This is a genomic window from Vibrio splendidus, from assembly GCF_002873455.1.
Taxonomy (GTDB): domain Bacteria; phylum Pseudomonadota; class Gammaproteobacteria; order Enterobacterales; family Vibrionaceae; genus Vibrio; species Vibrio splendidus_J.
Genome location: NZ_MCUN01000046.1, coordinates 85,027 through 111,597, shown reverse-complemented (window position 1 = coordinate 111,597; position 26,571 = coordinate 85,027). Strand labels below are relative to the sequence as shown.

Below are 26,571 nucleotides of genomic sequence, written 5' to 3'. Positions count from 1 at the left end.
AATCATAAACAGAATGGTAAATTGCCATTCTGTTTTTCTATCTACTGCCTTTAGGCAACGTTTAGTTTGGAGCTAACGTCAATGAAAAAATGGGCTACTCTATTAGCTGGTAGTGCATGTGCGCTTTCAATGTTATCTGCACCATCGTTTGCAAAAGATAACAAAGAATTGGTATTCATGAACTGGGGACCTTACATCAACAGTGAGATCTTAGAACAGTTCACTGATGAAACTGGTATCAAAGTGATTTACTCGACTTACGAGTCGAATGAAACACTGTATGCCAAATTGAAAACACACAATAAAGGTTACGACCTTGTGGTTCCTTCGACCTACTTCGTGTCTAAAATGCGCGATGAAGGCATGCTTCAAAAGATCGACAAAACCAAGCTAAACAATTTTGCGAATCTAGATACAAACTACCTAGATAAGCCATATGATCCGAACAACGACTACTCTATTCCACATGTTGTCGCTATTACGGGACTTGCTGTTAACACGGACATGTACGATCCAGAGGATTTCCAAAGCTGGGCTGATCTATGGAAGCCTGAGCTTGAAGGTCAGTTGATGATGATGGACGACACGCGTGAAGTGTTCCACATCGCACTGCGTAAGTTAGGTTACTCAGGTAACACGACCAACGAGAAAGAAATCGACGAAGCTTACGCAGAACTGCGTAAGCTGATGCCAAATGTTCTTGTGTTTAACTCAGATAACCCTGGTGCGCCATACATGTCTGGTGAAGTGGGTCTTGGTATGCTTTGGAACGGTTCTGCTGCTGCAGCACAAAATGAAGGCCTACCGATTAAACTGGTTTTCCCTAAAGAAGGCGGCATTGGTTGGGTTGATAACTTTGCTATCAGTTCTGGCGCAATCAACGTAGAAGCCGCTCATAAGATGATCGACTTCCTACTTCGCCCGGAAATCGCAGAGCAAATCTCTCGTGACACAGGCTATCTAACAGCAGTTAAAGCGTCTAACGAGAAATTTAAAGACAGCCCTGCTCTGTTCCCGTCTCAAGAAGACCTCGACCGTGTTGAATGGCAAGCGGCGGTGGGTGATAAGACGGTGAAGTATGAAGATTACTTCATGAAGCTTAAAGCGGGTCAGTAAGCGAGTTCGTTATCTCATTGCTTCGGTCAATAGACGCTAATAAGTAACGAGTTTATCTCACAAGCCTACTTAGGTAATCAACCAGTTAAAAATAAGAATATCAGTGAATAGGCAGCTTAGGCTGCCTATTTTGTTATATCGCTGCTATAATCTAGCGCGATTTTTCGAAATCCTTTTACTTTGGGTTCACCACCCAGCTCCAAATCAAACAAATGAACGGAACAGTAATGAAAAAAACACTGTATACCGGCGCATTGTGTGCTGCTACTTTACTTTCTACACCCTCTTTCGCAGCTGACCAAGAACTGTATTTTTACAATTGGTCTGAATATATCCCTAATGAAGTACTAGAAGACTTCACAAAAGAGACGGGTATCAAAGTCTACTACTCAACTTATGAGTCTAACGAGAGCATGTACGCTAAGTTAAAAACTCAAGGTACGGGTTATGACTTAGTCGTTCCTTCTACTTACTTCGTTTCTAAGATGCGTAAAGAAGGCATGCTTCAAGAGCTTGATAAAACTAAGCTAAGCCACTTTGCAGATTTGGATACAAATTACTTAGATAAGCCATTTGACCCAAACAATAACTACTCGATCCCGTACATCTGGGGCGCAACGGGTATTGGTATCAACTCAGATATGCTAGACAAATCTTCAGTTAAAAACTGGGGCGATCTTTGGGATACACAGTGGGAAGGTCAACTGATGATGATGGATGACTCTCGTGAGGTTTTCCATATCGCTCTGTCTAAATTGGGTTACTCTCCAAACACGACGAACCCTGAAGAAATCAAAGAAGCGTACGAAGAACTTCGTAAGCTAATGCCAAACGTATTGGTGTTTAACTCAGATTTCCCAGCGAACCCTTACCTAGCGGGCGAAGTGTCTCTTGGTATGCTCTGGAATGGTTCGGCTTACATGGCTCGTCAAGAAGGCGCAACGATTGACATTATCTGGCCAGAGAAAGGCACTATTTTCTGGATGGACAGCTTAGCGATCCCATCTGGCGCTAAAAATGTTGAAGCGGCACATAAGATGATCGACTTCCTTCTTCGTCCAGAAAATGCAGCGAAGATTGCGCTAGAGATCGGCTACCCAACTCCAGTTAAAACCGCTTACCCTCTTCTGCCTAAAGAATTTGCTGAAGACAAGAACATTTTCCCTCCACAATCAGTGATGGATAATGGCGTTTGGCAAGACGAAGTTGGTGAAGCGAGCGTTATTTATGACGAGTACTTCCAAAAGCTTAAAGTGAACAACTAAGTTATTGTTAGTGTTTCAGTACAATAAATGAATAAAGCGGCGTAAGCCGCTTTATTTTTATCTAAATTTTTTCAGACTCAGACTCAGACTCAGATGTGCTTTCTCAACATTATGCCTAGGCCGTTAAAGACCCTTTCTCAGTGCACAACAATTCCTCGACTAGTTTCGGCACCTCGATACTCGCTTTGCCATAACGCTTCTCTTCAAACTCACTCTCAACCGCACTTGGCTCTAAGTTAATCTCTATAGTGTGTGCACCATGCATTCTAGCGTCATGCACAAACCCTGCGGCTGGATACACCACTCCGGACGTACCAATCGAGATAAACAAGTCAGCTTCTTCTAATGCAGAATAGATGTCTCCCATCCTCAGTGGCATTTCACCGAACCAGACAATGTGAGGGCGCATCTGAGCTGGGATCTGACAACAATGGCAAAGTTCACCGGTATGAATGTCGTCTTTGTGCTCTAGAACTTGGTTTGATTCACTGCAGCGTGCTTTAAGAAGCTCACCATGCATGTGAATAATATGACTACTCCCGCCTCTCTCATGCAGGTTGTCGATGTTTTGAGTGATAACGGTAACCTTACCATCTAGTTTGGCTTCAAGCTCACCTAACGCCTTGTGAGCCGAGTTTGGTAAGATAGTTTCGCTCTGTAATCCATGACGACGTTTGTTGTAGAACGCCTGTACGAGGTCAGGATCTTTTGCAAAACCTTCTGGTGTCGCGACGTCTTCGATTTTATGGTTTTCCCATAATCCGTCTTGTGCTCGGAATGTTTGTATTCCCGACTCCGCTGAGATGCCGGCGCCAGTAAGAATTACGATATTTCTATATGGGAAATGCATATAACGTCCTTTTCAATATGTCACTTGGTAACAGCTTAGCACTGTTCAAATTCCAACAATAGTTTTAGGGATTAGACCATAGTCTTAGCCAACTGAATTCATTGGGTTATTTGTGACATAACTCGCTTGTTAGCTGTGGCTCCTCTTTTTAATCAATGTCGTCTTGTTTTCTATTTTTATTTTCAATAAGCAAAAAAAAGCGGCCGAAGCCGCTAATTTTTTCAAATATTGAGTATGACGTTGTTCTGAAATATCGAAATAAATCAAATCATTGAATAGCTTAATCTTCGTTGATAGAAGAGATCTTATGGATTGAAAGGTCAGCTCCGTTAAATTCGTCCTCTTCGCTCAAACGTAAGCCTGTCACCTTGCTAAGAATACCGTAAACAACCAATGCGCCAGTCAAAGCTACCGTAATGCCTGCTAGTGTACCAATCACCTGAACGGTAAAACTAACGCCACCTAGGCCCCAAAATGCTTGTTGGCCGAAGATACCAGCAGCAATGCCACCCCAAGCGCCACAAACACCGTGCAATGGCCAAACACCCAATACATCATCAATTTGTGTTTTGTTTTGCATGTATGTAAATAGGTAAACAAATAACGCTCCCGCTACACCACCCGTTATCAAGGCGCCAAGTGGGTGCATTAAATCTGAACCAGCACAAACAGCGACTAAACCGGCTAAAGGACCGTTGTGGATGAAGCCCGGGTCATTTTTACCTGCGACTAAAGCTGCAAGAATACCGCCAACCATCGCCATTAATGAGTTCATCGCGACTAGGCCACTGATGCCATTAATTGCTTGAGCAGACATCACGTTAAAACCAAACCAACCCACACATAAGATCCAAGATCCTAATGCTAAGAAAGGAATGTTCGATGGTGCAAAGTTAGTGTGTTTACCTGCGCGGATTCGACCTTTACGCATACCTAGGAAATAAACTGCAACTAAAGCAATCCAACCCCCAACACCGTGAACCACAACTGAACCTGCGAAGTCATGGAAACCATACCCGAATTGCGCCTTAAGCCAATCTTGAAAACCAAAATTACCATTCCAGATGATGCCTTCAAAGAATGGGTAAACAAAGCCAACGGTGAACAGTGTTGCGATGAGTATTGGATAAAAACGTGCACGCTCCGCGATACCACCAGAAACGATCGCCGGAATTGCCGCTGCGAAGGTCATCAAAAAGAAGAATTTGACCAGTTCGTAGCCATTCCCTTGCGATAACGTTTCTGCATCTGCAAAGAAATGCGCACCGTAAGCAACCCAGTAACCGATAAAGAAATAGGCAATTGCAGAGACGCCGAAATCCGAGAGGATTTTAACCAATGCGTTAACTTGGTTTTTCTTTCTTACTGTACCGACTTCCAAAAATGCAAAGCCTGCATGCATTAAGAAAACCATTATGGCGCCTAACAATAGAAATAAAGTATCCGAACTCTGCGTCAAGCTCTCTACTGCGCTATGAACTTGGGTAACCGTTTGACTCATTAAAGCTCTCTCCCTTAGCTTTGTCTCAATTGCACTAGAACCGTGCGAATTGATGTCGTAATTAATTAAAGACTCAACAATCAACGCAAGATGCGTTCCAACTTGGTTACGCAAAAAACGTGCAACAAAGTTCTATTTTAACCTATTGATTATTAATGGTTAATTTCTAAAGTGCACTTTGTTGGTTCTCAAGGAGAGAAAATATTCGATAACTGATTGCACCAATTGAGGGAGTTGCACCATATTGATGCGGTTAATATAAGGCATTAGATCAGTTACCTAGCGACCAAACGACAAAAGCCCAGTGAAATGAATCACTGGGCTTTAAATGTCTTTCGCTGTTTCGAGTAAACTCACGACAAAGGAGTTATTATCGAGTTTGGTAACCCAAACGACTTTCATTTAAACGCTTAAAGGTTTGGACCTGTTGTCGGATTTTGCGGTAGGTTTTGGCTTAAACGCTGCATACCTTGATACATACGTATAAACCAAACCACAATCGCCACACCACCAAATAACATGCCCACATATGGAATGTAGTAAGCGATGTCATCGATAATATGGTTTTGATACCAGTAATCGTTCACACCAATTAACACGCCGTTTGAGGTCGCTACCGTGACGATAAGCACAACAAAGAACGTCAGGTTCAAGAAGAACGAGCGAATCAAGCCGTAGTAATGGGTATCCACTACTTCGCCGTCTTCGCCTTTATCTAAACGGTAGCCCGCGTAGATAATCGCAACCACACCCGAGAGAAGACAAGTAAATGGTGTAAAGCAGCTTAGGATGTAAGCAACCCAAATACCCTTATGAGGTTTGTTCATTCTTATTCACCCCTTCTGTTCTCTCTGTTGCTACGTTAGCGCTTTGTTCAACGCCGTTTTTCTCTTGTTCCATCACTTCTTTGTACCAAAGGTCATGGTGCTCTTTAGCCCAGGTTTCATCGACTTCGCCTGTTACCATACCTTCTAGTGCGCCTTCCATACCGAACAAGCCAATATAGATGTGGAACACAAAACCACAGATAAGGATCAGAGCAGCAAGCATGTGAACTAAGTTTGAAAGCTCCATATCACGTCGTGTTTGGCCAAAAATTGGGAAATCTAACACCAAACCACTGATCGCAGCGACACTGCCCATAACGATAAGCAGCCAAAATAGCGCTTTTTCACCCGCGTTCGAAAACTCTGCCGATGGATGAGAACCTTTATGTTTCCCGACCATACCACCTAGTTTGATGAACCACTGGATATCCACCATCTTGAAGATCGACTTGCGCCACCACTTGATAAGAACAGCCATCAATAGCACATAGAAAATCGGGCCTATGTAGTTATGGTATTGCTTGGCCAATAGAACGATGAAGCCCCAAAGGTCAGTTGGAATGTACGGCTTCAAGAAGTGCTTGCCGTAAACCAACATCAAACCACTGAACGCGAGCGTTAAGAAAGTAAACGCCATGCTCCAGTGCAACGCACGATCCAGTCGAGACCAACGTTTGATCTTACGGCCAGTTCTTGGCGCACTCAGCATTAGTGGGCCAATCACAACGTACATTAAGGTAACGAAAGCAATACTGCCAAAGATAGCGACTGCACCGGCTGGTGACATCCACTTCTCTTTCAATATGTACCACGTTTGGCCTGGAGTACTGATCAACACACCGTGCTCAGCAGATTGAGATGTGGTGTAACCTTCCTCACCGTTTCTTACTTGTCGCCAAAAATCAGCGCCAGCAAGTTGTGTGACTTCTCTTTCTGCACTACTCGATTGAGTTTGTGAAGCGTTAGTCTCTGATGCATGGCTCATAGGAGACAGCATTGTTAGTGCTGCCAACATTGGCAGCACAACAAGGAAGAGACGCTTAAACATTGTAAGCATATGTCTCTCCTAACTAGCTCTTCATCGCATCGTAAGAAAGGTCATTGCCGTCTGTCCAGCCTGCACCTTTCGCACCACGCTCAACAACACGCTGACGGAATACATCAGAGACTTTCTCTGCATCACCCGCTAGCAGTGCTTTGGTTGAACATAAAGAAGCACACATTGGTAGCTTGCCTTCAGCAATACGGTTCGCACCGTACTTCTGACGTTCTTCCACAGAACCTGGCTCTGTTTCAGGGCCACCGGCACAGAAAGTACATTTGTCCATTTTACCGCGCTCGCCAAATGCTTCCTGTTTAGGGAATTGAGGTGCGCCAAACGGACAAGCAAACAAGCAGTAACCACAACCAATACATAGGTCTTTATTGTGAAGTACGATGCCGTCTTCTGTATGTTCAAAACAGTCTGCAGGACAAACGGCCATACATGGCGCATCAGTACAGTGCATACATGCTACAGAGATAGAGTTTTCACCCGGCTCACCATCGTTCAGTGTTACAACGCGGCGACGTTGAATACCCCATTCAAGAGCATCATCATTTTCATTCTTACATGCAGTGACACAACCGTTACATTCGATACAACGTTTGGTGTCACAAAGAAATTTCATTCTAGCCATTTTAAGACTCCTTACGCTTTACGAATATTACAAAGGGTTACTTTCGTTTCCTGCATCAACGTGACAGGGTCGTAACCATATGTGGTAGCTGTATTGGCTGCTTCACCAATAACGTAAGGATCGGTGCCTTCAGGATATTTAGAACGCAAATCTTCGCCTTCAAACTTACCACCGAAGTGGAACGGCAAGAACGCTAAACCCGGTTTAACACGACGAGTAACCATCGCTTTCACCTTAATTCGACCTTTCTCAGCACCTTCAACCCAAACATCATCGCCATCTTTGAAGCCAATGTCGTTTGCATCTTTCGGATTCACTTCAACAAACATCTCTTGTTGGAGTTCTGCTAGCCATGGGTTTGAACGTGTTTCTTCACCACCACCTTCGTACTCAACCAGACGACCAGAAGTCAAAATAATCGGATATTCACCAGATTTATCTTGGTCTTGAATCGACTTGTACAGTGTAGGAACACGGAAAATCGCTTCTTTGTCATCCCATGTCGGGTAGTCGGCAACTAGGTCGCGACGTGGTGTGTAAAGTGGCTCACGGTGCAGTGGTACGCGATCTGGGAATGTCCAAACAATCGCACGTGCTTTTGCGTTACCAAAAGGAATACAACCGTGCTTAATAGCGACGCGTTGAATGCCGCCAGAAACGTCAGTCTTCCAGTTCTTACCTTCAGCCGACACTTTCTCTTCTGCGGTTAGGTCGTCCCACCACCCCAGTTGTTTTAGTAGCTTGTCACTGAACTCTGGGTAGCCATCTTTGATTTCGCTGCCCTTCGAATAGCTGTCTTCAGCCAGTAGGCTTTGACCTTCAAATTCCACACCGAAACGAGTACGGAAGTTACCGCCGCCCTCAGCAACCGGTTTAGACGTATCGTAAAGGATATGCGTACCTGGGTGTTTCATTTCTGGGTTGCCCCAACATGGCCAAGGCAGACCATAAGTCTCGCCATTCGCTGGACCACCTTCTGCAGCAAGCGTTGTTTTGTGGAACGTGTGCCAGTTTTGTTGGTGTTCTTTCAAACGTTCTGGGCTTTGACCTGTGTAACCGATCGTCCACATACCCTTATTGAATTCACGAGTGATGTCTTCAATAAGCGGTTGATTATTATCAACACGGATGTTTTTGAACAGCTGATCAGAGAAACCAAGCTTCTTAGAAAGAAGGTACATGATTTCGTGATCAGGCTTAGATTCGAACAGAGGATCAACAACCTTGTCACGCCACTGTAGAGAACGGTTTGATGCCGTTACACTGCCGTAGGTTTCAAATTGAGTGGTTGCTGGAAGCAGGTAAACGCCGTCGGTGCGATCGTTCATTACCGCTGCAACGGTTGGGTATGGGTCAACAATAACCATCATATCCAGCTTCTGCATCGCCTTTTTCATCTCTGGACCACGAGTCTGAGAGTTCACTGCGTGACCCCAGTAGAACATGGCACGGATATTTTCGCGTTGACGAATCTTATCTTTGTCTTCAAGCACGCCATCAACCCAACGAGATACAGGAATACCTGCACTGTTCATTGGCTTTTGACCGCCGTATGCGTTGTCGTCGAAACGTCCTTTCACCCAGTCAAAGTCGATGTCCCAAACTTTAGACCAATGGCGCCAAGAACCTTCAGACAAGCCGTAGTAACCTGGAAGCGTGTCAGACAGTACGCCAAGGTCAGTTGCGCCTTGCACGTTATCGTGACCACGGAAAATGTTTGCACCACCGCCTGATTTACCAATGTTACCTAGAGCAAGCTCAAGTACACAGTAAGCACGCGTATTGTTGTTACCCGTAGTATGTTGAGTTCCACCCATACACCAAACAATACAACCCGGACGGTTTTCAGAAAGTAGTTTTGCTGTGTGGTAAACGTCTTCTTCGCTAACGCCAGTTACACGCTCAACTTCTGCAGGGCCCCACTTCGCGACTTCTTCACGGATCTCGTCCATACCGAATACACGTTGGCGGATGAATTCTTTGTCTTCCCACTTGTTAGCGAAGACATGCCATAGCACGCCCCAAATGAAGGCTACATCTGAACCTGGACGAAGAGAAACATAGTGATCAGATTTCGCAGCAGTACGCGTACGACGAGGATCTGCAACAACGATTTTACAGTTGTTCTTCTCTTTCGCGATTAGGATGTGTTGCATCGCAACCGGGTGAGCTTCTGCAGGGTTTGAACCAATGAACAGCATTGATTTACAGTTGTGCATGTCATTGAACGAGTTTGTCATCGCGCCGTAACCCCAAGTGTTCGCAACACCGGCTACTGTGGTTGAGTGACAAATACGTGCTTGGTGGTCAACGTTGTTCGTTCCCCACAAAGACGCCATCTTACGGAACGCGTAAGCTTGTTCGTTACTGTGTTTTGCACTACCTAGGAAGTAAACGGAATCAGGGCCAGACTCTTTACGAAGTTCTAGCGCCTTGTTACCGATCTCTTCTATCGCTTGTTCCCAAGACAGTTTCTTCCACTTACCGCCTTCCAATTTCATTGGGTACTTAAGACGACGTTCACCGTGGCCATGCTCACGCAGTGCTGCACCTTTCGCACAGTGTCCACCAGCGTTGAATGGGTGATCGAATGCAGGCTCTTGACCCGTCCAAACACCGTTTTGAACTTCAGCGTAAATACCACAACCCACAGAACAGTGAGAACAGATAGTGCGTTTCACTTCTGTTTTCGCTTCAGGGTCGACTGACTTAGCTTGCGCCTTTTTCATCATACCCGGAGCGAATAGACCAGCGCCTACTACCGCACCACCAGCCGCTAGAGAGGTGTTTTTCATGAAGGCACGTCGAGACACACCCAGTTGATTGGTTTCTTTGCTCACACGATCGGAGCGTTTGACAAGTTTCATCCGTTATCTCCTAAAGTGTGTCGTAGTAATCGCGAATATGTTGTGTTTCACGATAGCCCGTCTTCTTCATGTCTTCTTTCGGCATTTCAACCGTTTCTGAAGCAGTTGCCACTTTAGTTGTACCCGCGACAACGGCACCAGCGACGGCTGCAGTCGTTAAGCCTTTGAGTAAGTCCCTACGGCTTGTGTTTATTTCTTTATTATCTTTCATCATTGCTTCCTTACCTTACGGTAGATCTTTTTGGAGGCTTAATGCCCCTCTATCGATATAATCGCGTACTGCTCGATTACTCGTAATCAGTGACGTTTTTCACATCAATCTTTAATTTGTGCTTACTGCTTTTTGTATTCACGCTAAAACGCACTTGTTCTAACGTTAAGAATGCTTCACACAGCTGTGCTGCGGATTTATAGAAGTTGGCACTTTCTGCTCCTTCAAGCTGACGCGTAAAAGAGTTAAACCAAGGGCCAAGGTGCTTATTGAAAACCGCTTGTTGTAGCGCTTCTTCTTCATTGCTTAACATTGCCATGACTTCACAAAGCGCAGCAATATGATCTTCTGGCTCTTTCACTTGATCATCACGCTCAATGCCTAAAAGCTCTAGGTCATGACGAATCTCTGCTAATGGTTTTTCCATCATGGCGCCAGTGCGATGCCAAGAACCGAATGGAACAATCTCTCCACGGCCAATGCCAATGAACAGATCTTGATATTCGTCTTCTAACGCTACGCGATTTGATTCAGTTGCCGCTTGTTGAATGGCAATCCAAGCTTTTTGCATTGCACTCTCAGACGCTTCAATGTCTAACGTCTTTAGGAAATCAATGACCTCTTCAGAAGGTGCGCTACGGAACAATGCAGAAAGAACCAAGTAGATTTCAGTTCTTAGTGTTTGTTCTTGCTCTAGCTTTTGTTCTTGATCTAAATGAGTATCCAATGCCAACTCCTAGTATTTCAATTGATTCAATGGGTCTTGAGCCATTGAGTCGAACATGTCCACTACACGACAGTCTTCACACATCGCAATACGATTAATCGCAGTTTCATCTGAAAAATGAGAGTGACCGCGTAACTTGTTCTGTAACATGTCAATCATAGACTGTGGAGCGAATGGCTTATGGCAACGTAAACATTCCGCCGCTTTCTCTTCATGAATCACAACTGCTTGTTGACGTTCTTCTTTAACCCAATTCATGCGAGGTGTCAGAGTGAGAACATTCTCAGGACATGCCTTTTCACACAGACCACATTGAATACAGTCTTGTTCTACAAACTTAAGTGATGGAGAAGCACCGTTGGTATGAAGAGCACGTGTAGGACAAACCGCTACACAACTCATGCATAACGTACAATCTTTGCTTTCACACGAAACCGTGCCGTATGGCGCATTCGAAGGTAGCTCAACAATGTTTTCAACCGGAATACGAGATGAAGACATCGCATCAAGTGCTGTGAATAAACGTTGACGTTTATTGCCTTGAAGATCGCCAAGTGCAAGGTCGAATGAATCAACACATAGTGTCGGAGGGCCTTCGCGAAGCGATTCTAGGTAAAGGATATCGATGGTTTCTTTCGGAATACCAATCTGGTCAAGAAGCTCTTGAGCGATCCCGACTTCGTTATTCAGAACGCGAATGATGGTTTCTGGCATAAAGCGAGAAGCTGCAAACAGAACTTGAGTCGCCCCATTCACTAGCGCTGCAAACCAAGTATCGATACCAATAGACGGAAGTTCCTCAACAACGATTGGAATAACGTTATCTGGCAATGCTTTTAGCGCCATCACATTGTAGGTTTCATGACGAGAGCTACAGATAAGTACGATTGGATCCAGACCGCCCGCATGTTCATAGTTAGCTAGCGTACGTTCAATGAATTTTTGAGTATCGTCAGGGTTTGGAAGCGCATAGGTAATCGCTTCTGTAGGACAGCTTGTTGCACAAGTTCCGACGCCTTGACATAGATAAGGGTTAATCTCGATCTTGTGACCTGTTTTGTCTGAGCCTTCACTTGATAGCGCGCCAGCAGGACAAGCATCAACACAACGCTCACACCCTTTTACGCCACGAGAACTATGCGCACAAAGGTCAGTGTCTAAACGGAAGAACTTGGGCTTATCGAATGTGCCCATTAGCGTTGGAATCTCTTCCAATGCTTCGGCCAGTTTTGGATAGCCACGGCCTACTGGGTAATAACCAGGAACAGGCACCTCTTCTGTCATGCAGCTATTCAGACATAGATCTAGAACAACATCGAAACAATCGTGATTAATCGCGACTTTCGCCAGGTTGCTTGATGTGCCTTTACTCTCAATCACAACTTCAAACGTGCCAAGGAAACCGGATACTTGAACCGAGTTCGCGAAGTACAGTTCTGGGTTTTTGCCCTTTTCGCCGTCTGTCGACAATAAGGTTAAGCTCGTCAATTGAGGTAGTTGAGCCGCAGCACTTTCAATGATCGCAGTTGGACCAATAACAAGAGTATTACCGCCGCTTTCGTAGCTAACAGTAGGTGGAATCAGATTTGTTAACTCAACTGTATTTTCAAATGCATACAGTCTTGCTTTAGCGTTATTTGAAGTTGCTTGTTCTAATAATTGTTTAAGCATTGCTCAGTTCCATCTTTGGACATGGATAATCTGTTCAACCTTCATTGTAGTAAGCGATAGAGAACTTGCTGAGTAATCCGTTAACAACTAACCCTTTAGCCAGTGTTCTATTCGTCAGACTATGAACTCGTCTATCTACAAAAAAGTTGATAATGAACGTTATTTAGCAAATGCCATGCCAATATAATAAGTCTTGTATATCAGTGGTTTAATTCGTTATAGCGTTTATTGTGCGTATAAAAAAACCGCTTGGGACATTTTGTCGCAAGCGGTTCATTGAGTATTTAGTCAAAATGTACCTATTCTTTGTGTGGTATATTTTGTCCCACCTCTTTTAGATCTTCTTCAGTTGTTAAAGTATCAAACCTCTCGGGTACTGTATTTTTATCCAGTAGTTCTTGTTGTTCCTTGATTTCGGTACTTTCAGAAGATTCAAGCTCTACCTCAGAAGTGTCTGATTCAAGATTTTCATTATTACTATCAGTGAGTTGTGCTTCTTCTTCAGGATTTTCTTCTTCTGTCTTATCTTTTACCCAATCGCGAAGAGTTTCTGCAACACCTTCAGAAAGAGTCTTCAAATTGCTGTAATCGTCGTCATAATCATCTAAACCATCACGGACGTTAAACTCTTCGGAGAGGAATAATTTACGTAATGCGGCTTTTTTTACGCTTTCTGAGGCCTCTGATACCAATAATTGGGCAACAGACAAGTTTTCAGTGGCTTCTGGCGCTAGACCTTGAACATCAGTCGCGTCTTCTGATGACAACGTCGTTTCAGTAGAAGCTTCAGTATCAACTTGTTCTATCTCAGAGGGTGCATTTGACTGAGCTGACGAAATCTCAGAAGAAGATTCAGTGGTCTCAAGCGTTTGTTCTGTTTCCAGAGACTCGTCAGTAGATTCATCGAGCTTACGTTGTGACCAACGGCTAAAGAAATTAGTTGCCATTTGATCTGCCCGCTCCTTTGCGTTTCTTACGTCGTGCTTCTAACAACTCACCATGACGGCCTATAAAAGCTTCCATCCAAGCTTGTACCGGGAGTGGTATGTCGTAAGAAAGCACTTGGTTATCTCCGTCCATGTATTGACCAGCAACCGTTTGAGAGGCTGTAAGGAGTTGAATTACAGGCCTAACATCGGAATCAACGTTATCCATCACCAAGAATAGCTTGGGCTGCTGCGAGCTTAAGTTGAACCGGTAGTCTGTACGCTCATCTTTGTGTAATTGAAGTAAACATACGTCTAGAGTCTCAATACCAGGCGTCAATTCAAAGCCAGTCAATTCCCATTGAATCATCACCCATCGGCCCGTCGAAATTTCTTTCTCTAATCTGTTTACACCTATCGGCCAAGTTGCTTCTGTTTTTTCATATTGTTCTTTGAATTCTTTTATCTCAGACATACTTCACCCAATTGATTTTCTTTGGTCTGAATGCACTTAGGACATTTTGTACTGTGCGCAATCATATACACCCTATAAAGCAATAAACACGCCAATACAGGTTAACTTCGAGAGCGTATCTACAGCGCTCGCTATCAAGTTGTCACTATAACGTTAGTCGATAGCGGTTATTTCAGACAGCTCCACCCGGTGAACTCTCATATTTTGCGCTATTTTAATCTAATGCTTCATGTTTCCATCAATCCCCGTTATTTTGGAATAAGATTTGCTTTAGCTAGTTTGCTAATGTTATTCACAAGCTATGTATTTACAAATCTATGTATCTATAGAGTTAAGGGTATTTATAGAGTTAAGGCATGTTCGAGAACGATAATCGAAACTAGGCTTTGGCGACACCAACAAACTAGCGCATTGATGAATGAGAGCTTTATTGCTCTTGTTGACTTCTTATCTCATAAAATCGCTCTCTCATTAAGTAGGAAATGACTGTGGTAAAACCAAACATAATAAAAACCAGTGAGAACCCACTTCAGACAATCGAAGTTGAAGTGTTTGATGAATATGGCGAAAAGCTAACAAAACAGATCGCGTGTGAGCGCCCTCTTACCGTGATGTTGAACTGGAAAGAGATTGTGACGTTAATGACATTGGGCTCTCGTCCTGAGTCATTAGTATTAGGTTATTTGAAGAACCAAAGCTTTCTTTCTGACCCTGAAGCGGTTGAATCTATCATCATTGATTGGGAAACCAGCTCTGCAGCGGTTATCACCAAAGAAGATACGAGCCAACTTGAGCAAGCGCTTAAGAAGAAGACGGTGACTTCAGGATGTGGTCAAGGCACCATGTTTGGCAACGTGATGAAGCAATTGGAAGATTACCAAGTGCCTCAAACCAAGATTAAGCAATCTGAAATCTACACGGCTCTAGAAGCGTTGACTCATTATAACGATACCTATAAGAAAGCCGGTGCGGTACATGGCTGCGCGGTTTGTAAAGATGACAAGGTTCTATCGTTTGTTGAAGATGTTGGTCGTCATAACGCCGTTGATACGCTGGCTGGTGAGATGTGGCTTAATAAAGAGTCAGGTGATGACAAGATCTTCTATACAACAGGTCGTTTAACGTCAGAAATGGTTATCAAGGTCGCACAGATGGGTATCCCAGTTCTGCTATCACGTTCTGGTGTCACTCAAATGGGCTTAGATTTAGCGCAGAAGTTCGGTATTACCACGATTGCTCGCGCGAAAGGTTTACGCTTCCAGGTATTCACTGGCGCTGAAAAGATGGACTTTGATGTGAAAGGCGAACAAGCATCAAGTGAACAACAAGCATAAGTTCGATTTTATGATTAGTTAACTTTTTATAATTAATTAACTTCTTATGATTTGAAGAGTTAGCGACTCAGAAGAGAGTAGATACAAAAACGCCGTCATACTGAAAAGTATGACGGCGTTTTTTAGTTTAAAGCTTAATTCTCAACGAGTTGAGTTGAAAATTTAAGTTGCTTTAAGCTTAACCGCGAGATTTCAACAGTTCAGCGTAAGTGCCGCGGAAATCGTTGATCTTGCCGTCTTTGATCTCAAGGATACGAGTTGCTAGCGAGTCTACGAAGATTCTGTCGTGAGATACGAAGAACAATGTGCCTTTGTAGTTCTCAAGAGCCAAGTTAAGCGCTTCGATAGATTCCATATCCATGTGGTTTGTTGGTTCATCCATTAGAAGGATGTTTGGCTTGTGCATCATGATCTTGCCAAGAAGCATACGACCTTGTTCACCACCAGAAATAACCTTTACCGATTTCTTAATGTCGTCTTGACCAAACAACATACGACCTAGGAAGCTACGAACAACTTGCTCGTCTTCGCCTTCTTGGCGCCATTGGCTCATCCAATCAAACAGATTTAGGTCTTCTTCGAAATCATGCGCGTGATCTTGAGCGTAGTAACCGATGTTTGAGTTTTCAGACCACTTGTACTCACCAGTGCGAGCTTCAAGAGCACCCGCTAGCGTATTAAGTAGTGTTGTTTTACCTACACCATTCTCACCGATGATAGCTACACGTTCACCAACTTCGAAGATCGCATCGAACTTGTTGTATAGGTCTTCTTCAAAACCTTGAGATAGATTTTCAACCACAAGTGCGTTACGGAATAGTTCTTTCGACTGTTCGAAACGGATGAATGGGTTTTGACGGCTAGACGCTTTAATATCGTCTAGTTGAATTTTGTCGATCTGTTTAGCACGAGACGTTGCTTGCTTCGCTTTAGATGCGTTAGCTGAGAAACGAGAAACGAACGATTGAAGTTCAGCAATTTGAGCTTTCTTCTTAGCGTTATCAGACAGTAGACGATCACGAGCTTGTGTCGCTGCTGTCATGTACTCATCGTAGTTACCTGGGAAAAGACGAAGTTCACCGTAATCAAGGTCAGCCATGTGTGTACAAACTGAGTTTAGGAAGTGACGGTCATGCGAAATGATGATCATTGTGCAGTTACGTTGGTTTAGCGTATCTTCCAACCACTTGATGGTGTCCATGTCCAGGTTGTTCGTTGGTTCGTCTAGAAGCATGATATGCGGGTCTGCAAACAGTACTTGAGACAATAGAACACGAAGTTTCCAACCTGGCGCTACTTCGCTCATTAGCCCGAAGTGCAGTGATTCTTCAATACCTACAGCAAGAAGCAGCTCACCCGCTTTAGCTTCTGCCATGTAACCGTCCATTTCAGCGAACTGAACTTCAAGGTCGGCTACTTTCATGCCGTCTTCTTCGCTCATTTCTGGAAGCGAGTAAATACGGTCACGTTCTTGTTTGATTTCCCAAAGCTCTTTGTGACCCATGATAACCGTGTCGATTACCGTGAATTCTTCGTAAGCAAATTGGTCTTGGTTTAGCTTAGCAACGCGCTCATTTGGATCGTAGCTTACGTTACCGCCAGTCGGCTCAAGTTCACCAGATAGAATCTTCATGAACGTCGATTTACCACAGCCATTCGCGCCGATTAAACCGTAGCGGTTGCCTTCGCCGAACTTAACTGAAATATTTTCGAAAAGTGGCTTAGCGCCGAATTGTTGGGTGATATTTGCTGTGGAGATCAATGCCGTTACCTTTTTAATGTGAAAAACGCCGCAACGTTACTTGTTCAGGGCTTTAACTGCAAGTATTGATTGCAATTACTCGACATTAAGTGAGTGATAACCTAACCAAATCATAGTTTGAGCCAACTCACACTTTTGGTTTTCTATTTTGCTATAAAAAAACGTCTTTTTTCATGATAAATAAAATAACGAACAACCGCTGGTATTAAGATTTATATAACAGCGCTTATAATGCTTCTAAATGAATATATCGCACGGCGCATCGTTACAGTTGAACCTGCTTCTGGCTCATCAATATACGATCTAGCTAGATGCTCAAATACTAGCCTAATCCCTGACAATTTCATGACAATGAAGAGAGAAACAGGAATAAAGTACTCGGCCCTGAAAAGGGGTTGGATTTCACAAAGTAAGATTAACTAACTATAGTAATCCTAACCTCATAATTCTAAGAGACTTTTATGCGTTCACTATCGCGCTTCTTAATCTTCACTTTGGCTATTCTCTCTTGGCCTAGTCACGCCAACTTGGAATATGACTTACAATCACAACCTCAAGTATCGGATCTCGCCCAAGACTTGAATAATCGCATCAATGCACTCCCCGACCCTTTATTCATGAATGACTCGGATAAGCATAACGTTAACATCTTATTGGCCGAGGTGCTTCGAGTTCAAAATCAGCAAATAACGACATTTGATCAACAGCTATTCGCTTATCGAGAAAACAACGATGTTGATCTGTGGTTTGATGTTGAATCGAGTTACGTGACGTTAAACAGCTTAAACGTCAGTAAGCAGCACCTACTTGAACAGACCACGACTTCGAACAAAGATCGCCTAACGGGTTTTGGCCCTTATGGCGTGACTCAGTTTAAACAAGAGTGGGAATTAACGAAGCTGAATGTTGAATACCTTGTCTATTTCCAGATACGCAGCTTCAAAGCCCTGATTAAAGATATCTTTATTTCACCAGTGCCGGTCATTGGAGCATCATTAAAAGTCTTGTTCATTTACTTTGGATTAGCATGGTGGCTTGCCAATAGCACTCGTTTGATCGAAGCGTTTCGAGTCAACTTACTTGAAGCGAAACAAAATCCGCCTTTTCTGATTCGTGTCATTTGGTATATCAGCCGAGCCGATCGAGCGATTGCTTGGTTGATTGCCATTACGCTATCGTTGAGAGTGTTATCCAGCATCCCTAGCCTGCAACATCTGATTTTCCTCGAGATCTTTACTTGGTGGATTCTTGGTGGCTCGATTGCGATTAGCTTTATCCTCGAATTTGCTTATCGTTTAGGTCGCACGTCAAATCAAGAAGTGATTGCTCTACGTTTATCGACTATTCGTCGTTACGTATGGAGCTTCATTGTTGCGGGTGTGATTCTTCAAATATCGAGCATTACACTGGGTAAAGGTACTATTTACAGTTGGATTTATAGTGCCCTGTTTTTCTGGTTTGTATTGGTTACGATTTCAGTACTCAGATTATGGCGAGCAAAAGTCTTCGATACGCTGCAACACATTTCCGACCGTCCGGTATGGGTGAATTGGGCAGTAAACCGTAAGGATACCTTTTTACTTAATATACTGGCGACGGCGATTGGTATCGTATGGCTGAGCGTTTACAACTTCCAACACCGCATCATGGCATTGCTTTCCAATTACACATTGTTTAGCCAAGCCTTGGCTTATCTCTTTAGAATTGAAGTAGCCAAGCAATCTGATCTTGATAAAAGCCAACAGAACTTAGTAAGAATCAAAGGTGACCAGACTTTTGAATACATCCTCCCCGGATCAATCGACAGTACCCTCATTGATTACGCCGGTGATGAGGTGAAACAACTTTCTCGTTACTTGATGTCTGACAGCCCTGCGATTTGTATCGTTTCAGGCGAACGTGGTGTAGGTTCAACAACGTTGCTTTATACCTTACTGCACAAGGTATCGAATGCAGAGCCGATTTACGTAAGCTGCCCTTATGCTGGATATAGAGAATTCTTGGCCCATCTAGCCGTTAGTATTGGTTTAGATGAAGAAGCCACTGAAATTCAGATCTTGGCACATTTACGTAAGAGTGAAACCACCTATCTTATTGCGATCGATAATGCCCAACGCTTAGTCAAACCTATGGTTGGCGGCTTATCTGATCTTATCCGCTTAACTAACTTGTTACGTCGTTCTAAAAAGAATCACCGAGTCGTGATGTCGATTGCCAAGTCTAGCTGGCGCTTTGTTGATAGAGCTCGTGGTGAGCGTTTGTTGTTTGATTTGGTTTGCTTCCTTCCACGTTGGACGGAAAAGCAAGTCGGTGAACTTCTGACAAGCCGCATCAACACAGAATTAGAAAAGCCGTTGTCGTTTGATGGTTTGGTGGTTCCTAAACAGTGGGACCAAGATGACATGACAGAAGAAGAACGTGCCCGTAACGGATTCTATCGAATCCTATGGCACTACTCAGATGGCAATCCGACCGTTGCCCTGCGTTTCTTCCGTTTATCTCTGAATCGAAATAAAGAGACAGACCAAGCTGTGGTGCGTTTGTTTCATGTACCAGAAGCTCAAGAATTAGAGAACATGCCTAAACCCATGTTGGCTGTGCTGCGTTCGATTGTGCAGTTGGAAATCGCTTCCCCTGAAGTGTTGTCTGAATGTACTCAATTGAGCATCGCTGAAATTACCGGGATTCTGCGCTACTTCGAAAGCCGAGGTTACATCGGTTGGAATGAAGACAAGGCTAAGATCTCTGATCACTGGTTCCGTCATATTACCAACGTTCTCGACCGTCAACATTTATTGGTGAAGTAAAATGAAAAAGTTATTTGTCCTATTACTTGTTGGCTTAGCGACTGCGGTGAGTTTCCCGACTTACGCAACTGAAGAGTTAGCCAACGTAGAAAACATATCAAAGATAGCAAGCTTGGTGCGATGGAGCGGTGTGTTCTTCTCCATGATTGTTATTGCGGCGATGTGGCTGTTACTCAAGTTCATCAATTCGTTGGTCACTAGCTTCGGTAGCCAGTTTGTACAATATCGTATGTTGCTGCAAAAGCTTCAGTCGTTTACTCAGTTCTTCATCTATGTGAGCACGGGGCTTATCGTGTTCATGATGAGCTTTCGTATTAACGATCAGATCTTAGCGTTAATTGGCGGTACCCTCGCCGTGTCGGTCGGCTTTGCTCTTAAAGATTTAGCGGCGTCGTTCATTGCCGGTATCACAGTGATGATTGATAGACCATTTCAGGTTGGTGACCGCGTAACGTTTGAGGGCAACTATGGAGATATCATTACTATCGGTTTACGTTCAGTACGTATGAGAACTTTGAATGACGACATCATTACCATTCCAAACAACAAATTCTTAAACGAAGTCACTACCAGTGGTAACTATGGCGCGTTGGATATGCAGGTGGTGATTCCATTTTATGTAGGAATGGATGAAGACATCACCCTAGCCCGTGATTTGATTCAAGAAGCCGCTTCATCAAGTCGTTATATCCACTTACCAAAGCCTGTTACGGTTCTAGTCAAACAGACGATCACGGATAATTATTTGGCGATACAGTTAACGTGTAAGGCTTACGTTGTCGATACGGCGTATGAGAAGCTGTTTGAAACCGATATTACCTTGCGTGTGATGAAAGAGTTTAGAAAGCACAATATCAACCCACCGAAGATTTCAGTGGCAGCGCATTAGTCGAGATTGGCTTAACGCTCATTCTTGTCTATGAGTGAGTTATCTACAAAAACACCTCCGCACTTATGGTTAAAGTTCGGAGGTGTTTTGTTATGGGCTTCTTGGATTCATCTCTTGAAGATAAGAAACCGGTGACTGGTATAGTCCGTTATGAAAAACCTTAGCGGTTAAACCTTAAAGTATTTCAACTGATCGGTTAGGTGCTCGGTGGTGTTCGCCATTTTCTGACTGTCTTCTGCAAGCGATTGTGAGGCCTGCAATACTTCATTTGCTGCAAGATGAATCCCAGTGACACTTTCACTCATTTCGGTTGCTACCGTGCTTTGCTGTTCCGAGGCAGCAGCGATCTGCGCGACCATGTCGTTAGCGTTGTGAAGTTCATTCACAATTACATCGAGTTGTTGGCGAGTTTCGTTAGACGCGACAACACTATGGTCAACTTTCTCATTACTGCTTTGCATTGCTTTAAAGGTACGCTCTGCTTGCTGAGTCAGTTTTTCAATCGTGGATTGCACTTCATTGGTTGAGTTTTGAGTACGACTCGCAAGATTGCGCACTTCATCGGCCACAACTGCAAACCCTCTTCCTTGCTCTCCTGCTCGGGCTGCTTCTATTGCCGCATTAAGCGCTAACAAGTTAGTTTGCTCAGATACATCACGTATCACGCTCACCACTTGGCTTATCTCTGTGACACCAGATTGTAAGTCTCTGACAAGATCGTTCGCGGTCGAAATGTTTTCTGAAACTTGAGATATCGTCTTAGACGTTACTTGCATGTTCTGGTCGTTCTGATTTGCGTGCTCAACAACCTTATTGGTGCTTGCGGCAGTGTTTTCAGCATTAACGGCGACATCAGAAATGGTGGCACTCATTTCTGTCATCGCTGTCGACAACAATTCAAGTTGAGCATGTTGTGAGTTAACACTGGTCGCAGCCTCTTCACTGGCTTGTGCAATGTGACTCGCCATGTTGCTGGATAAACCTGCTGATTCATTCGCTGTACGAAGCGTGCTTTGTAACTTGTTGAGCATGGTATCAATTTGATTACTCATATCGCCCAGTTCATCTTTACGTGTCATGTTCATGCGTACACGAAGATCCCCATCTGCAATCTTATGGGTGTTTCCGATAAGCTTGTTAAGTGGCACAAGGATGTTGTTAGAAATTGCGTAGCCCATCGCAAACAACAGGCCTGACAATACAACCGCGACCAGTCCCTCTTTAAGTGCTAGTGCATAGAAAGCGTCTTGAATATCTGCAACTAAGATTCCCGAACCCACAATCCAATTCCACTCAGGAAATAGCTGTACATATGAAATCTTGTCTTTGAGCTCACCTTGCGGGCTCATCCATTGATAATCAAGAAACCCCTTTTTCTCTGGGGTACGGGAAATGGTGACCATCTCACGCCAGTGGTGTTTACCCGCGCCATCTTTAAAATTGCCCGCGTTCTTGCCATTTAGCTCAGGCTTCAATGGGTGGATAACAACGTTGAGCTGTTGGTTTAAGATCCAGAAGTAATTGGTGGCGTCGTAACGAAGCGTTTCAATCGCTTGCAGCGCTTTTTTCTTTGCTACTTCTTCACCGAGCACGTTACGTTGGCTGTAATAGTAGCTCGCTAAGCTGACCGCGGTTTCGACTTGAGCACTGAGTTTATCTTGGCGCTCTTGCATCGAGCTGTCACGCTGTTGCATTAGGTTGAAAGATGACGCCATTACCAATAGAACGACCGATAAGATGACGATGGAGATAAGTTTTGATTTAATAGATAGATTGCTTAATTTCATAGCTGACTGACTTTATTACATTTTTTGATTATGAATTTTGGGTCAATGTATCAAAAATCCGTACGGTTCAGATGATATGCATCAAGAACAAGGGATATACACTGTGTTACATATTCAAAAGGAGGGGCGCGTCAAGCGGCCAAAGGTTGAGGTTTCGCTCGCAATGGATTAGTAGAACGAAATTTGCGTGCTTGTGCTGAGAAATATATACAGCAACACAAGCACGTGAGAGAGGTTAAAAGATAATAATTGAGGTTGTATGGGTTAAAGGTTAGACACCAATAACTGCGGTGTGGCTTTTTGTTGAAGATAGATACTAAAGCGACTTCCTTTTCCTACTTCCGACTCGACACGTATCTCACCGCCCGTTTGGCTTAGGATACTTTGAGATACTGACAAGCCTAAGCCTGTACCGTCACGTTTGGTGGTGTAGAAAGGCGAAAAGATGCGTTTCAGTTGTTCTTCTTTGATACCGCAGCCTTCATCTTCGACATGAACGATTGCACCATGGGACACGCCATTCTCTACCCAGTCTTCACTTGAGATAGTCAATGTGCCCTGTCCGTCCATGGCATGAATAGCGTTCATCTGTAGGTTAACCAGAATCTGCAAAAGTTGGTTGCGGTTAACTTCGACAGACGTTCTAGCATGCAATTGTGATACGTAGACAATGCCTTTCTTTTTCGCGCCTGTTTTTACTAACGTAATACTCTCATCAACGATTGGGTTGATGTGCTGCCAAGTAATTTCGTCTTGTACGCCGCCATGTCGGCTGTATTGAAGCAAGCTTCGTGTGATATTTCGGATTCGGTCAATCTGCTCCATGATGGCGTGGACTTCTTCATCTACACGAGCCACTTCGTCACCGAGCTCAAACTTCATCAACTCTACATTGCCAAGAATCACAGCCGTTGGATTATTGATCTCATGAGCAATCCCCGCGGTTAATTCACCTAATGCGGCTAATTTCTCGTTGACCACCAGCTTATCTCGAGCTTGATTCAACAGCTTAATATGCAGTTCTAGTTCTTCGGTTTTCTCTTTCAAGCTAGCAGTACGAGAATGAACCTTACATTCAAGCTCTGAAGCGGCTTGTTGGATTTCTTGATTACGTTCGTGCAGCAAGTCCAACATCTTATCGAATTGCTTAGCGAGTAAAGTGAGTTCGTGTTGATCGTTTAAACCCAGTGTGCCAATTCGCTTGTCTTGGCCCATCTGTACAAGCTTGACGACTTTATGGATGCGTTCAATGGGGTCAAAAAGATCACGCGCTCCACGATGAACGATCAAGCCAGAAGCCAATAATAGTAGAACAATGGTAATGCTGATCTCACCAAGGTTAGTCAAGTACGTTTCCACTAATGGCCAAATCAGATAACCGGTATAGAGCATGCCGATGACGTTATCGAATTGGTCATGAATCGGCTGATAAGCGGTGATGTACCAAGCGTCGTAAACATACGCTCTGTCTAGCCACTCCTTCCCTTCATTCAATACTTTAGAATGAACCTCGTGAGAAACACGAGTACCAATTGCGCGCCCTGCACTTTCTTCGCTGCTCAACGGTACATTAGTGCTGACACGTAGGTCGTCAAGGAACACCGTGACGGTACCAATACGACGATTAAAACCATCGCGTTGCGGATAAATTAGGTTGCTGATCTGATCAACCAACTGTGTGCTGTTATTAAGCAGGATCCCACCATCAAGAAAACCAATCACGTGGTCATTCTTGTCTCGAATCGACACAACGGTGCGGCTAACTAAACCCCGAGTTTCAACATTTTGACTATTGAGCATTGGGACCTCGGCTTGCCTTGCAAGGTTTTGGTCTAAATCGTTGAGTTCGTTTTGGCTCAATACACTAAAGAATGACTCTTTGTGTGTCAGGTTGAGGTATTCAAGCTTTTTCTCCATGCTCTCGACGCTCCGCCAGCGCAGGAAATCGAGTTCATAGCGAGATTTGTTTTCCGAAACCCAACGTGTGAGCTCTTCTTTCGAAATATCACTCGTTAGTTTGATTCGGAAATTGTAAGACTCAGCAAATGCTTGAACGTTATAAGCCTGTTGGTTTTGAATTAGGTGAATACTGTTGTCGGCAACATCCAAACGCTCATCGACATCAATCAGAGCGCCTTGCCACGTGTAATGTACTGACCAATACAGTGTTATAGCCACAAGCGCACATAAGGTCAGAATGATGGGAGCGGATGTTAGAAATAGCAGGCGATAACGCACCATGGTTTTGAACCGGAACGCCCATTTTGTCCACCAATGACGTCTAATCGGCATATTCAGAGCCTTCTGTATTCCACTCTTTGTATTTACGCTCTAGTGTTTTACGTGCCACGCCAAGATCTCTCGCAGCTGCCGATTTATTGCCATCATGAAAACTCACCAGTTGTTCTATGTGAGATTTTTCTACTTCTTTGAGTGTCCAAGTGTTCGGGTAACCCTCAGCAGCGTCTACGTTGATTAAGTTTGGTATCTCTGCCCCATGTGACACCGTCACTGAAATGCTGGTTGGGGTTGGATCGCCATTAACTTCACGCCAATAGTGTGCTGGTGGCTTATCTAAAAGTATGCATCGTTCGACTAGGTTCTTTAGTTCACGAATATTTCCCGGCCATTCGTATTCATTCATAGCCAGGATATCTTCATGTGCCCAGTTCGGAACAGGCATACCAAGTTCATTTGATAAAAGACGAGTGAAGTATGGAACGAGCTCTATCAGATCAGACGGACGTTCTCTTAGTGGGACAACGTCAATCTTAAGAACATTAAGTCGGTAAAACAGATCACGGCGGAAGTGGCCTTTATCGACCTCTTCTTGAAGGTTTCGGTTTGTTGCTGCGACGACACGTACATCGACAGCGATCTCTTTCTCACTGCCAACGGGACGAATAGTACGTTGCTCTAACACACGTAATAGCGCAGCTTGCATTGGTAACGGCATTTCACCGATCTCATCAAGGAACAAGGTGCCACCACTTGCGACTCTGAATAGACCTTCACGGTTTTTCTTTGCGCCTGTAAATGCGCCAGAGGTATGGCCAAACAATTCACTTTCTAGAAGTTCAGGGGCAATTGCACCACAGTTGATTGGCACAAATGGGCCAGTACGTTTGCTGGCTTCATGTACACCACGAGCAACTAACTCTTTACCCGTACCCGACTCACCTTCTATAAGAACTGATGCTCTCGACGGTGCAAATTGACTGATCAGCAATTTAAGCTGTTTAGTCTTGTCTGAATTGCCAATCAATTCGGTCTTAATATGACGGCTAACATCGCGCTTCAACGCGTACTGCATTCTTTGGTCAAGGCGCTTATCCATACAACGCAGAACCGCTTGTATCATTTGTTCGAGGTTGAACGGCTTAAGAATAAAATCTGACGCACCAAGCTTAAGTGCAGATATGGTCATCTCTAGATCAGCGTAGCCTGTCATGAAAATCACATCGGCACGTTTGTCGTTGTCGTTAAACGCCTCTTCCCACTCAATACCAGACCGACCTGGCAGGTTGATATCAAGAACAATGAGATCAAAATGCTCGCTCGAACGCAGTATTTCTGCTTCTTCAACCGACCCCGCACTCGATACCTTGCCAAAGAACTTACCCAGTGCTTTCTTTAAAATAGCCTGCATACCCATTTCATCATCCACAACCAAGACGGAGAACGCTTGATATTGAGTCAATGTGCTCGGGTTGAGATTGGATGCAGATGAACTAGTTAAAGACATAATGATTAGCCGGTGGGGAAAGTTGGGACAGAGTGTACCAATTAACCTTTTGTGCAACAGGGACAATGTGCGACATTTTGTCCTAGCTCATGTTTTGATTCATTTTATAGGGTCAAATGATGCAGTTTTGTT

Annotated in this window: 20 protein-coding genes; 5 read left to right on the top strand and 15 right to left on the bottom strand. The window is 44.0% G+C overall.

All coding sequences use genetic code 11. From position 1 onward, the window contains the following. Nucleotides 1-81 precede the first annotated feature (81 nt). Nucleotides 82-1,116, top strand: a complete 1,035-nt coding sequence (locus BCU75_RS20370) for an extracellular solute-binding protein (protein ID WP_009846723.1) — start codon at nucleotides 82-84, stop codon at nucleotides 1,114-1,116. A gap of 227 nt (nucleotides 1,117-1,343) precedes the next feature. Beyond that, nucleotides 1,344-2,381: an extracellular solute-binding protein gene (locus BCU75_RS20365; RefSeq protein ID WP_102474909.1), complete on the top strand. Its 1,038-nt coding sequence runs from the start codon at nucleotides 1,344-1,346 to the stop codon at nucleotides 2,379-2,381. Between the two features lie 115 nt (nucleotides 2,382-2,496). Here the strand turns inward: BCU75_RS20365 and cobB are convergent, their stop codons facing one another. The 11 genes from cobB to BCU75_RS20310 all read right to left on the bottom strand — a co-directional run bounded on the left by cobB (nucleotide 2,497) and on the right by BCU75_RS20310 (nucleotide 14,115). Beyond that, nucleotides 2,497-3,231: a Sir2 family NAD+-dependent deacetylase gene (gene cobB, locus BCU75_RS20360; protein ID WP_102474908.1), complete on the bottom strand. Its 735-nt coding sequence runs from the start codon at nucleotides 3,229-3,231 to the stop codon at nucleotides 2,497-2,499. 280 nt (nucleotides 3,232-3,511) lie between these two features. Further along, on the bottom strand, nucleotides 3,512-4,732 hold the full coding sequence (locus tag BCU75_RS20355; RefSeq protein ID WP_102474907.1) for an ammonium transporter: 1,221 nt from the start codon (nucleotides 4,730-4,732) through the stop codon (nucleotides 3,512-3,514). Nucleotides 4,733-5,142: 410 nt separating this feature from the next. Next, nucleotides 5,143-5,559 (bottom strand): hypothetical protein, encoded by a 417-nt coding sequence (locus BCU75_RS20350; RefSeq protein WP_017059624.1) that lies wholly within the window; start codon nucleotides 5,557-5,559, stop codon nucleotides 5,143-5,145. Further along, nucleotides 5,543-6,616, bottom strand: a complete 1,074-nt coding sequence (locus BCU75_RS20345; protein ID WP_102474906.1) for a formate dehydrogenase subunit gamma — start codon at nucleotides 6,614-6,616, stop codon at nucleotides 5,543-5,545. Before BCU75_RS20345 ends, BCU75_RS20350 begins: the two co-directional genes overlap by 17 nt. 13 nt (nucleotides 6,617-6,629) lie before the next feature. Next, on the bottom strand, nucleotides 6,630-7,238 hold the full coding sequence (gene fdh3B, locus BCU75_RS20340; protein ID WP_004733723.1) for a formate dehydrogenase FDH3 subunit beta: 609 nt from the start codon (nucleotides 7,236-7,238) through the stop codon (nucleotides 6,630-6,632). Between the two features lie 11 nt (nucleotides 7,239-7,249). Continuing rightward, entirely contained in the window at nucleotides 7,250-10,105 is a 2,856-nt protein-coding gene (locus BCU75_RS20335; RefSeq protein WP_102474905.1) for a formate dehydrogenase subunit alpha, read from the bottom strand. Between the two features lie 10 nt (nucleotides 10,106-10,115). After that, nucleotides 10,116-10,316 (bottom strand): twin-arginine translocation signal domain-containing protein, encoded by a 201-nt coding sequence (locus BCU75_RS20330; protein ID WP_004733728.1) that lies wholly within the window; start codon nucleotides 10,314-10,316, stop codon nucleotides 10,116-10,118. Between the two features lie 76 nt (nucleotides 10,317-10,392). Then, nucleotides 10,393-11,043: a TorD/DmsD family molecular chaperone gene (locus BCU75_RS20325; protein WP_102474904.1), complete on the bottom strand. Its 651-nt coding sequence runs from the start codon at nucleotides 11,041-11,043 to the stop codon at nucleotides 10,393-10,395. A 9-nt stretch (nucleotides 11,044-11,052) separates the two neighbouring features. Then, nucleotides 11,053-12,714, bottom strand: a complete 1,662-nt coding sequence (locus BCU75_RS20320; protein WP_102474903.1) for a 4Fe-4S dicluster domain-containing protein — start codon at nucleotides 12,712-12,714, stop codon at nucleotides 11,053-11,055. 299 nt (nucleotides 12,715-13,013) lie between these two features. Further along, nucleotides 13,014-13,661, bottom strand: coding sequence for a DUF3306 domain-containing protein (locus BCU75_RS20315; protein WP_102474902.1), 648 nt, complete (start codon nucleotides 13,659-13,661; stop codon nucleotides 13,014-13,016). Beyond that, nucleotides 13,651-14,115: a DUF3305 domain-containing protein gene (locus BCU75_RS20310; protein WP_102474901.1), complete on the bottom strand. Its 465-nt coding sequence runs from the start codon at nucleotides 14,113-14,115 to the stop codon at nucleotides 13,651-13,653. The genes BCU75_RS20315 and BCU75_RS20310 overlap by 11 nt, the downstream gene beginning before the upstream one ends. Nucleotides 14,116-14,603: 488 nt before the next feature. Here BCU75_RS20310 and fdhD point away from each other — a divergent pair, with 488 nt between their 5' ends. Further along, nucleotides 14,604-15,449: a formate dehydrogenase accessory sulfurtransferase FdhD gene (fdhD, locus tag BCU75_RS20305; protein ID WP_102474944.1), complete on the top strand. Its 846-nt coding sequence runs from the start codon at nucleotides 14,604-14,606 to the stop codon at nucleotides 15,447-15,449. 178 nt (nucleotides 15,450-15,627) lie between these two features. On the opposite strand, the gene BCU75_RS20300 is transcribed toward fdhD, so the two are convergent. Beyond that, complete coding sequence (locus BCU75_RS20300; RefSeq protein WP_076678426.1) at nucleotides 15,628-17,211, bottom strand: ABC-F family ATPase; 1,584 nt, start codon at nucleotides 17,209-17,211, stop codon at nucleotides 15,628-15,630. A 461-nt stretch (nucleotides 17,212-17,672) separates the two neighbouring features. Here BCU75_RS20300 and BCU75_RS20290 point away from each other — a divergent pair, with 461 nt between their 5' ends. Both BCU75_RS20290 and BCU75_RS20285 read left to right on the top strand, forming a co-directional pair. Next, nucleotides 17,673-20,018, top strand: a complete 2,346-nt coding sequence (locus tag BCU75_RS20290) for an ATP-binding protein (protein ID WP_102474900.1) — start codon at nucleotides 17,673-17,675, stop codon at nucleotides 20,016-20,018. Nucleotide 20,019: 1 nt separating this feature from the next. Further along, complete coding sequence (locus tag BCU75_RS20285) at nucleotides 20,020-20,907, top strand: mechanosensitive ion channel family protein (protein ID WP_102474899.1); 888 nt, start codon at nucleotides 20,020-20,022, stop codon at nucleotides 20,905-20,907. Nucleotides 20,908-21,074: 167 nt separating this feature from the next. Here the strand turns inward: BCU75_RS20285 and BCU75_RS20280 are convergent, their stop codons facing one another. The 3 genes from BCU75_RS20280 to BCU75_RS20270 form a co-directional block, all read right to left on the bottom strand. Further along, nucleotides 21,075-22,694, bottom strand: a complete 1,620-nt coding sequence (locus tag BCU75_RS20280) for a methyl-accepting chemotaxis protein (protein ID WP_076678423.1) — start codon at nucleotides 22,692-22,694, stop codon at nucleotides 21,075-21,077. A gap of 264 nt (nucleotides 22,695-22,958) precedes the next feature. After that, complete coding sequence (locus BCU75_RS20275; protein WP_102465126.1) at nucleotides 22,959-24,986, bottom strand: sensor histidine kinase; 2,028 nt, start codon at nucleotides 24,984-24,986, stop codon at nucleotides 22,959-22,961. After that, on the bottom strand, nucleotides 24,976-26,439 hold the full coding sequence (locus BCU75_RS20270; RefSeq protein ID WP_102474898.1) for a sigma-54-dependent transcriptional regulator: 1,464 nt from the start codon (nucleotides 26,437-26,439) through the stop codon (nucleotides 24,976-24,978). The genes BCU75_RS20275 and BCU75_RS20270 overlap by 11 nt, the downstream gene beginning before the upstream one ends. Nucleotides 26,440-26,571: the final 132 nt, after the last annotated feature.